The organism is Desulfococcus multivorans, from assembly GCF_001854245.1.
In the GTDB taxonomy this organism is placed as follows: Bacteria; Desulfobacterota; Desulfobacteria; order Desulfobacterales; family Desulfococcaceae; genus Desulfococcus; species Desulfococcus multivorans.
On sequence record NZ_CP015381.1, the window covers coordinates 3527918 to 3541087 of the forward strand.

The following is a 13170-nucleotide window of genomic DNA, read 5'->3' on the forward strand; positions in this document are numbered from 1 at the left end:
ATGGTATCCAGAACCCTCTACATCAGCGGCGTCGTCCAGGGGGTCGGGTTTCGTCCTTTCGTCTATCGGCTGGCCCGCCGACACGGCCTGAAGGGAGAGGTGGCCAACGCGTCGGCGGGGGTCCGCATCCGTCTTGAGGGAACGGTCGACGCCGTCACGGCTTTCTCCCGGGAGATCACGGCGTCGCTGCCCCCCCCGGCCGTCATTACCGAAGTCCGGGCCGTGGACACGGCGCCCATCGCCGTCGACAACGACGCAGCGCATCGGGATCTGTCAGGCATCGCCGACGGATTTCTCATTCATGACCGGGACATCTGCCAGAGAAGCGACGATGCCGTTGTCCGGCATATCGACGGCCGCAGCCGCTTTATCCGCCGTTCACGGGGATATGCCCCCGCGCCCATCTTTCTGCACCGATCCCTGCCGCCGATTCTGGCCTGCGGCGCCGAATTGAAGAACGCGGTCTGCCTCACCCGGAAACGATGCGCCTATTTGAGCCCGCACATCGGGGACGTGAGAAACCTCGAGACCTACCGGTTCCTGGACGCCGTCATCCGGCACCTCGAACACATCCTCGCCATCGCCCCCGAGATCATCGCCCACGACGCGCATCCCGACTACCTCAGTACCCGGTATGCCCGGATGCGATCTTCCGGAACGAAGATCCCCGTCCAGCACCATCACGCCCACGTCGCGGCGGCCATGGCGGAAAACGGACTGGAAGGCCCCGTCATCGGTCTCGCCTTCGACGGCACGGGTTTCGGCACCGACGGGGCCGTATGGGGCGGAGAGGTCTTGACGGCCGACTACCGATCGTTTGAGCGGGCCGCGCATCTGGCCTACACCCCCATGCCCGGGGGTGATGCCGCCGTTCGGGAGCCGTGGCGAATGGCCGTGGCCTATCTCCACGGGGCTTTCGGTGATGCCCTCCGGGAACTGGACCTTCCCATGCTCAGACGCCTCGACGCGGACCGGATCGATGCCGTTCTCGCCATGGTCAGGGGAGGATTCCAGGCCCCGCTCACCTCCAGCCTGGGGCGACTGTTCGACGGTGTCGCCGCTCTTCTCGATATCCGGTATGACGTCACCTTCGAGGGACAGGCGGCCATGGCCCTCGAAATGTCGGCCGATCCCTCGGAGACCGGCTGCTACCCCTGCGAACGCCCGGCTCAAAACAGCCGGGAAATCCCGCTCTTTCCCATCATCGAGGGCGTGGTCCGGGATCGTCTCTCAGGGCTTTGCGTTCCGGTCATCAGCCGAAAATTCCACAACACCCTTATCCGCCAATTCACGACGCTGTGCACCGATATTCGCTGCAACACCGGGCTTGACAGGGTCGTCCTGAGCGGCGGCGCCTTCCAGAACGTCATTCTGCTGAAGGGCTTGATCCGGGCTTTGACCGGAGCGGGATTCTCGGTCTTCAGTCACGCCCGCGTCCCCACCCATGACGGCGGGATCTCCCTGGGCCAGGCCATGGTGGCCGCCGCGACCGTCTGACGAGCATAATGCCGCGGCGAGCGGCTGAAAAGGATCGTTCATGATTGAGTTCAAAAAGGTCAACAAATGGTTCGGACGGCACCACGTGCTGAAGGACATCGATTTTCATGTGAAAGCCGGGGAAACGGCGGTCATCTGCGGGCCCAGCAGATCCGGAAAGAGCACCCTCATCCGGTGCATCAACCAGTTGGAACGGATCAAGTCGGGTGAAATCTTCGTGGACGACCTGCCGGTCCACGACAAGGCCACCAACATCACAAGGCTCAGGGCCGAGATCGGCTTCGTCTCTCAGCAGTTCAACCTCTATCCCCATATGACGGTCATGGAGAACATCACCATCGCCCCCATCAAGGTCAAGAACGTTCCCAGGAAAACGGCCGAAGCCATCGCCCTGGACCTGCTGGAAAAGGTCGGCATCCATGACAGGGCGGGCGCCTATCCGGCGCAGTTATCCGGCGGACAGCGACAGCGCGTGGCCATCGCCCGGGGGTTGGCCATGCAGCCCAAAATCATGCTCTTTGACGAACCGACGTCGGCCCTGGACCCCGAGATGATCAACGAGGTTCTCGACGTTATGCGAAAGCTGGCTGCAGAGGGAATGACCATGGCCGTCGTGACCCACGAAATGGGGTTTGCCCGGGAGGTGGCGAGCAAGGTGGTGTTCATGGATGACGGCAGAATCATCGAAACCGGAACCCCCACGGCGTTTTTCACCGCACCGGAGGACGAGCGGACCCGCTCGTTTCTCGGCAAGATTCTCAAGCACTAGCCGCCGTATCGCCCCCCCTGGAAACGATGGGCGGCGGTCAGGGTCTCACGAATGCGGTTCAGGGTGGATCGGTCGCGGGCCCAGTCGGGGGCGACAAGCTCATCCGGGTGAGGATCGCCGGTGAGACGCTGGATGACGACCTTTGGGGGGAGATGCTCCAGAAATTCACAGACCAGGTCTACGTATTCGGACTGGGTCAGGCATTGGTAAGCCCCAGTCCGGTACATGCGCTCCAGGGCCGTCCCCCTGACCACGTAAAGCAGGTGGATTTTGACTGCGTCAATCCCCATCTCGGCCAGAGCCTTTGCCGTTTCCATCATCTCTCCGCGGCTTTCCCCCGGCAGCCCCAATATGACGTGGGCGCAAACGCGGATACCCCGCCGCCGGGTCTCGGCCGCCGCTCTCCGGAAACAGGCGACGTCGTGCCCCCGGTTGATGCGCCGCAGGGTCTCGTCGTGGGCCGATTGGAGACCGTACTCCACCCACATCAGGGTCCGTCGGCCGTAATCCCCGAGGAGATCCAGCACCGCCTTGTCCACGCAGTCCGGCCGCGTGCCGATGCTGAGGCCCACTATCCCGGGAACGGCTCCGAGGGCCTCGTCGTACAGTCGCCGAAGCACGGGCACCGGCGCGTAGGTGTTGGAAAAGGACTGGAAGTAGATCAGAAACTTGCGGGCCTTGTAGCGGCGGGCGACGAATCGGCTGCCGACCCGGATCTGTTCGGTGATGGAAAGCCCTTTGGCATGATTGCCGGTGCCCGATCCCCGGCGGTTGCAATAGATACATCCGCCCCGGGCTACCGTGCCGTCCCGATTGGGACAGTCGAGGCCGGCATCCACGATAATCTTCTGGACCCGCTCCCCGAAGCGATCTCTCAAATAGGCGTTGAAATCCCTGTACGGCAAAGCCGTCATGGCGTTCCTCGAAACAGCGAGGGGAAGCCCGAAGGCTCCCCCTCATCATCCGAAGACAGCAGCGTCCCGGGTTGTCTGTTATTTTCTGCCGGTGTATTCGGCGTAGGCCATGGCCACCGTCCGGTAGATGATGTGGGCGAACTTGGAGAACGGCAGGCACATGAAAAACACCCAGATGCAGAGCAGATGGATGAAATAGATGAAATAAGAGAGACCGGCGGCGCCCCCCAGGCGGGTCATCTGGGTCAGCATGCCCGTGGCGCCCAGGGCCAGGGCCAGGCCGATGATGAACCAGTCTTTATAGGCGGAAACCTGGTCCGGCTTGGCCGTGCGGTCCTTGATCATCAGCGCCGCGCCGATGATGAGGGCTACGCCGGCAATGTTGGCGAGCCATTTCACCGGGTTCAGCTGGGAATAGGGCCCATGGATCCCGAAGCCGTAAAGGACGACAAAGAAGATGTTCGTCACGATGAACAGACCCAGAAAACCGAAGAAGACCATCATGTGAGAGGTGGCCCGTTCGGTGTTCTCGCCGCACTCGGTGAATTTCTTGTGCTTGAATATCCCGGGAATGACCCGGACCAGCGCCTCCGCAAAACCCTTGGGGTCGATCTTCTGGAGGGTCGTCTTGCCGGTTTCGAGCGCATCCTTGTGGATGTCGGCAATTAAGCGTTTCAGGCCCATGGCAAAAATGCCGATGGCCGCGAAGAAGGTCGGAATCATGATGATGTCGACCAATGTGGTATGAATGAATTTGGCATGCACGATCTCCTCGCCCCCGGGCGTGAAATCCAGGAAGTGAAAGCCGAGGATGTTGCCGATAATGCCGAGCACGATGAAAAGAACGGCGGGAATCGCGAACAGCACCGGCAATTTCTTGGGATCGTTGAAAAGCTCGGCCAGCTTCTTGGGCTGGGCATACTCCTGGATGGCATAGGCCCGAATGGCGCCCAGAACGTCACCGGGTTTGGCGCCTCTGGGGCACAGGGTCGAACAGTCGCCGCAGTTGTGGCACAGCCAGATATCGGCATTCCCCACCAGCTTGTCCTTCAACCCCCAGGACGCCGCGATCATCTCTTTGCGGGGAAAGGGCTTATTGTCCGGAGAAATCGGACATGCCACAGCACAGGTCGCACACTGATAACACTTCTTGAGATCTTCGCCACCAAGCCCGATGACCTCGTTGATAAATCCGACGTCGGGCTCCACCACATATCTATCCGTCATCTCAGTACCTCCTGATCCGTTAAGAATGGCGTGCCGGCGGCGGAAACCCATCCTCCGCCGGCGTCCCACTTGCTGTTTTTACCTGACTAGAATCCCTTGAACGGGTTCGGGCCCAGGGCTTCGATGGATTCCACGAAACCGTTGATGATCTCCGGAACCTTGTCGTATTGATCGATGGCGATCTCGAACTGCGCCACACGCTCCTCCTCGAGGGCCAGGCTGGCGAGAGCGTCGCCGATTTTCTTCATCCGGATTTCGGCCAGCTCGCTCCCCTTGACAAAGTGGCACTGGTAATCATCGCCATGCTTGCACCCCAGGAGGAAAACGCCGTCCATGCCCTGGGAAAGGGCGTCCTTGATCCAGATTACGTTGACGGATCCGAGGCAGCGCACGGGGATCAGCCGGACGTCGGCCGAGTAGGACAGGCCGTTGATGGCCGCCATGTCCAGGGCCGGGAAGGCGTCGTTTTCACAGACCAGTCCGAGAACCCTGAAGGGCGGTTCGGAATAATCGTCTTCCGATGGCACCTTGACGGACTTGACCATGGAACCGATGCTGTCGACGTTGTAGTCGGCAAATCCGATGATCCGCTCGGGGCAGGCCCCCATACAGGTGCCGCAGCGGCGGCATCGGGCGGGATTCGGCTTGGGCGTTCCCTTGGCGTCGTCGTCGAGAGCGCCGAAGGGACACTCTTCCGTGCAGCGCTTGCACTGGGTACACCGCTGGAAGAAGAAGTCCGGGAAGGTCATGTCGCCGGAGCGGGGGTGAACCGACACACCGCGGTTGGTGGACCGGATGCACTGGATGGCCTTGAGCGCGGCGCCGGCGGCGTCTTCGATGGACTCTTCCATCGTCATGCTGCGGCGGACGGCGCCGGCGGCGTAGATGCCGGTTCGCTGGGTTTCATAAGGAAAGCAGATGAAGTTGGAGTCGGAGTACCCGTTGAAAAGCCCGATATCCCGGAAGGCCGGTCCCTGACGGTAGGCGAGGTTGACGACGGGATCATCGGCCGTGGCCGGCACCATGCCGGTGCCCAGGACGACCATGTCGGCCTTGACCCGGATATTCTCCCCCAGGAGGGTGTTGTCGGCATCGATGACCAGGCCGTCGCCGTTACTGGAGACCTGGATGACCTCACCCTTGGTGAGGAAGATGCCGGGATCCTGCTGGATGCTTTTGTAGAAATTCTCGTTGAGGCCGGGGGTCCGCATGTGCTGGTAGAACACATAGGCCTTGCCGTCCTCGTAATCCTCGCGCACATACTTGGCCTGTTTCAGGGAGACCATGCTGGTCACGGCGCCGGCGTAGGAGAAGTCGGCGTCGCCCGCCTCGCCGCCGGGGCTCTGAATGAAGACGACGGACTTGGCGGGCTTACCGTCCGAAGGCCGCTTGACAGGGCCTGCGGCGGCAAGCTCCTCGAACCTGGCGTTGGTGACGACATCGGGGATCTCCCCATACCCTAAATTGGCAAACTCGCCGTCGGCGGGTTTGTAGGGGCGCCATCCGGCGGCCAGCACCACGGCCCCGAACTTCTCACCGTTGGGGTCCAGGGTCAGGATATCCTTCCGCCCCTTGTTGTATTCCATATACCGTTCATGAATCGTTTCGACGTCGAGCTCCTTGCCGCTTTCGTCGACCTTCATCTCGTCCGGAAGGGGATAAGGCACGTCGAACTCGATCTTTTCGCCGGGCTTCTTGAAAGTCACCGTGAAATCTCCGGGCTCCCCGGCGATGCGCGCCACCACGGTGTTGGTCTTGACCGTGATGTTGGGGTGTTTTTCAAGCGCATCGATCCTGCCCTGGATAATGGGGGGAATCAGGCTGTCGTAAGGCTCGCCTACGGGGGTCTGTTTCCGGACCTTGGCGGCATATCCGCCGAGGTAGGATTCTTTTTCGACGACGGTGACCTCATAGCCGGCCTTGGCCGCGTCCACCGCAGCGGATATGCCGGTGATGCCGCCGCCGATGACGAGGATTCGCTCACTGAAATTGTCCTGCTTGTAGGCCTCGGGAAGCTTGACCTTTTCGACCCGGGCCATCCCCATACGAATATAATCCTCGGCCATCATCTGGACGCGGTCGAAATTGTCCTCGTCTTCCTTCTCTTCATCGGTAAGGGCCGGAAACTGATCCCGGGGATGGGACCAGACCACCCCTTCCCTGATATTCACCCGGTCGACGATGCAGCCGTCGAACCGGAAGGTGTCGAAATTGACGCGGCGGGAACAGGCCGCCAGGACCAGGGTGTTGGTACCGTCTGCAATGTCCTTCTTGAGCAGTTCGACACCCTCCTTGCCGCAGAAGCAGGGGTGCGTCTTGACCGGCAAGCCTTCATCCTCCGGCACAGCGCAGAGTGATTTAACATCCAGGGCTTCCCCGATTCCACAACCTGTGCAGATATATACACCGTACTTTTTATCCATGGATATCCTCCTGATTTCAGTCGTCGGTTACCCGTCGCCCGCCGGCATCGACAATGCCCCCGGGACGAATTTCCGATTCCTGTTCGCTGGTCACCGTTATTTGTTCACCAGGGTTTGAATCGCTTTCAGTGCCGTTCCGGTGGCATGTTGATTGGCCGACGTCACGTCAAAGGGCTTGGCTGCGCAACCGGTACCGAACATGCCGCCTTTTTCGAAATCGTTGATGATGAACCCGTCCGCGTTGTACTTCAGATCCGCCGGCAGCTTGATGTTGGCGGCCGTCGGCTGCATGCCCGTGGCCAGCACGACCATGTCGACGGTTTGATGAATTTTTTCGCCGGTGACGGCGTTTTCCGCGACAACGGTGATATTCCGGGTGTCGGGATCCTCGCTGACTTCGGCGACCTTACCCTTGATAAAAAAGACATTCTCGTCCGCCTTGACCATGTTGTAGAATTTTTCATACCGCTGACCCGGGGAACGGATGTCGATATAGAAGATGTAGATTTTGGCGTCGGGATACAGGGCTCGGACATAGGTGGCCTGCTTCAGGGAGGCCATGCAGCAGATATAGGAACAGTAGGGAAGATGATTTTCGTCCCGGGAGCCGGCACACTGGACAAAGGCGATGGATTCGGGGGCCTTGTCGTCGGAGGGCCTCAGGATCTTGCCCTTGGTGGGGCCGTTGGGCGCCGCCAGGCGTTCGATCATCATGTTGGTGACGATGTTCGGGTACCGACCGAACCCGAGGTTGTCGATCCGGTTGGCATCGTAAGGCTCCCAACCCGTGGCCCACACGACGGAACCGACACTGAGGGATATGGTTTTCGCCTCCATATCCAGCTCCACCGCATCATATTTGCAGGCGGCCTTGACCTTTTTGGCATCTTCGGTGCCGATGATCCTGGGCGAAATGACGTACCTGGCCGGAAACGCCATTTCATGGGGGAGATAAGCCCCCTTGATGCGATCCATCCCGAAATTGAAGTCATTGGGGACTTCGGTCTCGCAGGCCTTGCCGCATTCCCCGCAGCAGGTGCAGTTGCTGTTGACGTATCGGGGGCTCAGCTTTACATCGACGGTGTAGTTTCCGGGATTGCCGCTCACCTTTTCCACCTCGGCCAGCGTGAACACCTTGATGTTCGGATTGTCCTTGATCCGCCTGAAATTGATCTCGAGTCCGCAGGTCGGAGGACATAGCTTGGGAAAATACTGGTTTAATTGCGCCACTCGACCGCCCAGGTATGGGTTCTTCTCGATGATGAATACCTCATACCCCACTTCGGCAGCTTCGAGGGCCGTCGTTAACCCACTGATCCCACCGCCAACAACCATAATGCTTCCGCTACCAGGGGCTTGTTTGTCTACCGTCATGCTATCCCTCCGTGCATCATAATGTTTGTGTGATTAAAGTAAGGTTGCATAAATGTTCCATCCTAATCAAATACCGGGTGTTAGGAGTTATGTGCCGGCAACGTCCGGTTCTCGATGCATCTTTCGATGCGGGCACATAACGCCTGACACATGCGTCGTCACATCTTAACAAAAACCTCCGGGCATTCGAAAACACCCGGAGGTTTCGGTTCAATCTCTATTGGATATCGGAACTCCTGAGCATTCCGGTCTCCGCATCAATTAATCGGGAATGATCTTGATGTATTCTTTCTTGAAGATATCCCATTCCTTCTTGGCCGGATCGTACTTGGAGTTGACGAAGCAGAACCAGTTTTCATCATCCTGACCCGGGAAGTCGGCCTGATAGTAGAAGCCGGGGTAACGGGTCTCTTTACGGAACTGGATGTGACGCAGGTGAGCCTCGACGGTCCAGATACGATGCTCGATCTCCCAGGCCCTCATGAGCTCGTGGAGGTCGCCCGCTGCCAGCTTCTCACAGTCCTCGCGCATGGTCTGGAGCAGATCCATGACCACTTCCAGCATCTTGCTGGAGGTCTGGTAGAAGGTCGCGGTGCCGGCACCGTACTCGTGGGTCGCCTTCATCAGTCGGTACATCATTCCATTGGGCTTGATGTATGCCGGGTTGATGTCGATGGCGGTGGTGTAGTTGCAGTTGTCCAGGAAGGTGCGGACCGGCTTGTAGACCAGGTCGACCAGCTCTTCCTTGGACTGTTTCAGGGTCGGTTTGAAGTCGGCGTTGTCGCGCACGAACTTGGCCATGGCCTTGGCGGCCATGCGGCCCTCGGCGTGGGAGCCGGAGGAGAACTTATGGCCGGAGCAGCCGACGCCGTCACCGGAGGTGAACAGACCGTTGACGGTGGTCATACGGTTGTAAACCTTGCCCTTGTATTTGATCTTGTAGGCTTCCGGCACCCAGTCGAAATCGGGGCCGGAGGTCCAGAGACCGCAGCAGCCGGAATGGGAACCCAGCAGGTAAGGCTCGGTGGGCATAACCTCGGAGTTCTTCTTCTCGGGCTCGGTGTTGGTGGCGCACCAGAGGTTGGCCTGGCCGCAGGTCATGTCGAGGAAGTCTTCCCAGGCTTCGGACTCGAGGTGCTTGAGTTCCTTCTTGTCCATGGTCTTGCCGAGTTCGGCCAGAGCGGTGACGGTGTCCATGATGATGGGGCCGCGGCCTTCCTTCATCTCGAACAGCATCAGGTGGTTACGCAGACAGGTCGGGGTGATGGCGGCGGTTCCGTAAGGCGCGTATTTCTCGAGCTCGGACTTGGCGGCGGCGCTGCCGGCAAAGGCTTCGCCCAGACCATTGAGGGTTTTGGCCTTGAACAGGAGGAACCATGCACCGACCGGGCCGTAGCCGTCTTTAAAACGGGCCGGGGTGAAACGGTTTTCCATCATGGACAGTTCGGCGCCGACCTTCATACACATGGTGTAGGTGGAACCGGCGTTCCATACGGGATACCAGGCGCGGCCCTTGCCCTCGCCGACCGAACGGGGCTGGTAGATGTTGACGGCGCCGCCGCAGGCGACCATCATGGTATTGGCCTTGATGATATAAACCTTGTTCTCGCGAACGGAAAAGCCAACGGCACCGGCGATGCGGTTTTCTTCATTGGCGTCCAGCAGCAGCTCGACGATGAAGCAGCGTTCGATGATGTTGTCTTCACCCAAAGCCAGCTTCGCGGCCTCGGCGACGATTCTCTTGTAGGATTCGCCGTTGATCATGATCTGCCATTTACCGGTGCGGACCGGGGCGGCGCCGGATTTCAGCGTCCCCATCTTCTGGCCCTTCTTGCCGTCGAGGTTCTTTCCGTCCTCGGTCTTTTTCCAGATCGGCAGGCCCCATTCCTCGAACAGATGCACGGAGTCGTCGACATGGCAGCCCAGGTCGAAGATCAGGTCTTCACGAACCAGGCCCATCAGGTCGTTACGGACCATCCGGACATAGTCGTCAGGGGTATTGCTGCCGATATAGGTATTGATGGCCGAGAGGCCCTGGGCAACGGCGCCGCTTCTTTCCATGGCGGCCTTGTCGCAGAGAAGGACCTTCTTGTCGCCGGCCCATTTCTTGATTTCAAAGGCCGCGCCGCAAGCAGCCATACCGCCGCCTACGATCAGAATGTCAACTTCGCGCTCGTCAACTTCAGGATCCCTAACCGCTTTAAGCTCTCCCATCGGTTTGTTCGGTAATGCCATACTCCATACCTCCTTAAAGTATTATCAGAATTTTATGATTTTTTTACTTCCGATTACTGCCGTGTCACCCGTAACGACGGTGTGGAATTCCGACGTTAGACCGTGGCGATCGGCTTCTTCAGGGTGACGCCGTCCGTCTCTTCGGTGGCGAGCAGCTCGCTGTCGAGATCCTTGCCCTTCAGGTCGGCGTATGCATTGGCGGCGCCTTCGGGAGTGGTACGGATGGGGAATTTGAAGCGTTTGATAACACCATTTCTGAACTTACAGGTCCACATGACGTCTTCGGTACCCATCATCGGCATAATGGAGCTTCCCAGGGGCACGAAATCGGCATAGCCTCTGACCTCGATGGCCTGAGTCGGGCAGATTTTCACGCAGGAGAAGCATTCCCAGCACTGATCGGGCTCCTGATTGTAGGCTTTCATTGCGTTGGGATCGAGAACCATCAGGTCGTTGGGGCAGATGTACATACACGCGGTCTTATCTCCACCCTTGCAGCCGTCACATTTTTCCTGAATTACAAAACTTGGCATTTACAATACCTCCTACAGTTAGCGTTTGGTGATGGTAAAGGTCTAACAACCTAAATCAGATGTGTTGCAACTTAAGCTGTCTGCACCTCCCTTCCTACCTGTGGCCAAAAAGCTGACTTTGGACCATTTCTCAAAAAAATTACCGACTTGCCTATGTCAAAGACTTACTGCCTGTGAGATCCCAAATTGCTTAACTATGTCAAATCCATCCCGGTGTAAACAACTTTCTTCGAGCGCCGATGTTTTTATCGACGGTTTCCCGACCCGGGATACGGCGCCGGAGTATCCGGCGGCGGCGCTTACGCTGGTGTTGAAAGCTGAAAGCCGACCTCTTGACAAGGTTTCTGACCTAACACCCTTTAAGGCGCTTGTCAACCTCTTTTGAAGGGGTGCGCCGTGGGTCCGCTTCAGTCTGGTTAATATTTCAACCTTCGACTTTCATGATGGTGACCGGATAGCGGTGCCGGGAGGATACGGCCTATGAAAGTCGAAAGTTGAGTTAAAAAGTTGAGTTAATATGATTTCATCCGGATCGGCGGTGCCGTTTTCACGCGGGTTTTGGGTTGACAATCCCGGCGAACCGTATCAAGCTGAACCTGACAGGGATAACCCCGCGCCAATCACGATGGAGAGATACGATATGGAAAATGAATGGATTCCACTGTCCCCGGACGACGCCTTCACCTTCGCCTGCAGGCCGGGGGGCGTCTGCTTCAACGACTGTTGCCGGGACCTCAACCAGTTTCTGACCCCCTATGACATCCTGAGGCTCAAAAACCGCCTCGGCCTCCCGTCCGATGTCTTCCTCGAACGATACACCGTCACACACATCGGTCCAGAAACCGGTCTTCCGGTCGTCGTTCTGCGCCAGGATTCCGCATCGGGCATGACCTGCCCCTTTGTCAGCGACAAGGGATGCACCGTTTACGCCGACCGCCCTTCCTCGTGTCGTGCCTATCCCCTGGCACGCCTCGCGTCCCGATCCCGGGAGACCGGACAAATAACGGAGCGGTATGCCCTCATCCGGGAGCCCCACTGCAAGGGCTTCCGGGAGGGAGAGCGTCGGACCGTTCGCGGGTGGATCGAGGAGCAGGGGCTGCCGGTCTACAACGAGATGAACGACCGCCTGATGGAAATTATCGGTCTCAAGGCCCGGTGCCACCCCCAGCCGCTGGATGTCCGGGAACGGCACCTCTTTCACCTGGCCGCCTACGATCTCGACGCCTTTCGCCGGCAGGCGGTCGAAAACGACCTGTTGAAGGATCTCGCCTCGCTTCCCCACGGGCCGGCCGTCGCCGACATCGACGACGAGACCCTGCTTCGCTTTTCCCTCGACTGGCTGAAGCGGACCCTTTTCCTTCAGGCGGGAGGCGGAACGTCATGAGCCTGGCCGGGAAGACGGCGCTGGTGCTCGGCGCGGTCAAGGGCATCGGAAAAGGCGTGGGTCTGGCGCTGGCCGATGCCGGAGTCCGGCTGGCCCTGACTCATTACGACTGGGAAGAGAGCCTGGACGCCATGCGTCGGGATTTCGCCGCCTCGGGTGCCGACCACCTGATCCTCCGGACAAACCTTCTCGACACCGATACGATTTCCGAGATGGTGGACCGGGTGATCGACCGTTTCGGGCGGCTCGACATCCTCGTCAACAACATCGAGCGGGGCGGCTGGCCCATCGTTCACGGCGCCTACACCCGGGACCAGTGGGATCTGGAGATGGCCACGACCCTCCGGGCCAAGCAATGGGTTTTCACCGCGGCTCTCCCGCATCTCAAGGCCTCGGGCGACGGCGTCGTCGTCAACATCTCATCGATTGCGGGAATCGTCGGCAGGTCGGGCCCGACCGCCTATATCTTCAACGAAGGGTATTCCGCCGCCAACCGGGGCATCTCTCTTCTGACGGAGACCTGGGCCCGGCTCGGCGCCCCCGAGGTTCGGGTGAACGAGATCATGCTGGGCATCTTCGACACCCGACATGCCCGGGAAACCCGGGGATGGGGGCTGCTCACCGAAGCCCGGAAGCGGGCGATCCTCGACCACACCCTCCTGGGACGGACGGGTGTCGTCGACGACATCGCCAAAGCCGTGATCTTCATCCTCCGGGACGCCCCCTTCATGACCGGGGCCGTTCTTCGTCTCGACGGCGGATATGTGCTCGGCGGCGAGGAAGTCGCCCCCATGCCGCCCGGCGTGGTATGATC

At 59.4% G+C, this 13170-nt stretch carries 10 protein-coding genes; 4 read left to right on the forward strand and 6 right to left on the reverse strand.

The genetic code is table 11. The features are described from left to right. Together dmul_RS15460 and dmul_RS15465 are read left to right on the forward strand one after the other, a co-directional pair. Window positions 1-1497: a Kae1-like domain-containing protein gene (locus tag dmul_RS15460; RefSeq protein ID WP_020877723.1), complete on the forward strand. Its 1497-nt coding sequence runs from the start codon at window positions 1-3 to the stop codon at window positions 1495-1497. Between the two features lie 40 nt (window positions 1498-1537). Continuing rightward, a complete protein-coding gene (locus dmul_RS15465; RefSeq protein ID WP_020877724.1) occupies window positions 1538-2266 on the forward strand; it encodes an amino acid ABC transporter ATP-binding protein in 729 nt (242 codons plus the stop codon). Here the strand turns inward: dmul_RS15465 and mnmL are convergent. From mnmL to aprB, 6 genes are all read right to left on the reverse strand, one after another. Then, entirely contained in the window at window positions 2263-3180 is a 918-nt protein-coding gene (gene mnmL / locus dmul_RS15470) for a tRNA modification radical SAM protein MnmL/YtqA (RefSeq protein WP_020877725.1), read from the reverse strand. The two genes, dmul_RS15465 and mnmL, sit on opposite strands and share 4 nt — an antisense overlap. Window positions 3181-3258: 78 nt before the next feature. After that, window positions 3259-4407 (reverse strand): quinone-interacting membrane-bound oxidoreductase complex subunit QmoC, encoded by a 1149-nt coding sequence (gene qmoC / locus dmul_RS15475; protein ID WP_020877726.1) that lies wholly within the window; start codon window positions 4405-4407, stop codon window positions 3259-3261. Between the two features lie 86 nt (window positions 4408-4493). Further along, entirely contained in the window at window positions 4494-6830 is a 2337-nt protein-coding gene (locus dmul_RS15480; RefSeq protein WP_020877727.1) for an FAD-dependent oxidoreductase, read from the reverse strand. Between the two features lie 96 nt (window positions 6831-6926). Beyond that, window positions 6927-8204, reverse strand: coding sequence for a CoB--CoM heterodisulfide reductase iron-sulfur subunit A family protein (locus tag dmul_RS15485; protein ID WP_020877728.1), 1278 nt, complete (start codon window positions 8202-8204; stop codon window positions 6927-6929). A gap of 261 nt (window positions 8205-8465) precedes the next feature. Beyond that, a complete protein-coding gene (gene aprA, locus dmul_RS15490; protein ID WP_020877729.1) occupies window positions 8466-10439 on the reverse strand; it encodes an adenylyl-sulfate reductase subunit alpha in 1974 nt (657 codons plus the stop codon). Window positions 10440-10534: 95 nt separating this feature from the next. Beyond that, window positions 10535-10972: an adenylyl-sulfate reductase subunit beta gene (aprB, locus tag dmul_RS15495; protein ID WP_020877730.1), complete on the reverse strand. Its 438-nt coding sequence runs from the start codon at window positions 10970-10972 to the stop codon at window positions 10535-10537. A gap of 640 nt (window positions 10973-11612) precedes the next feature. On the opposite strand from aprB, the gene dmul_RS15500 reads away from it, so the two are divergent. Together dmul_RS15500 and dmul_RS15505 are read left to right on the forward strand one after the other, a co-directional pair. Next, on the forward strand, window positions 11613-12356 hold the full coding sequence (locus dmul_RS15500) for a YkgJ family cysteine cluster protein (RefSeq protein WP_020877731.1): 744 nt from the start codon (window positions 11613-11615) through the stop codon (window positions 12354-12356). Next, a complete protein-coding gene (locus tag dmul_RS15505; protein ID WP_020877732.1) occupies window positions 12353-13168 on the forward strand; it encodes an SDR family NAD(P)-dependent oxidoreductase in 816 nt (271 codons plus the stop codon). The genes dmul_RS15500 and dmul_RS15505 overlap by 4 nt, the downstream gene beginning before the upstream one ends. Window positions 13169-13170 lie beyond the last annotated feature (2 nt).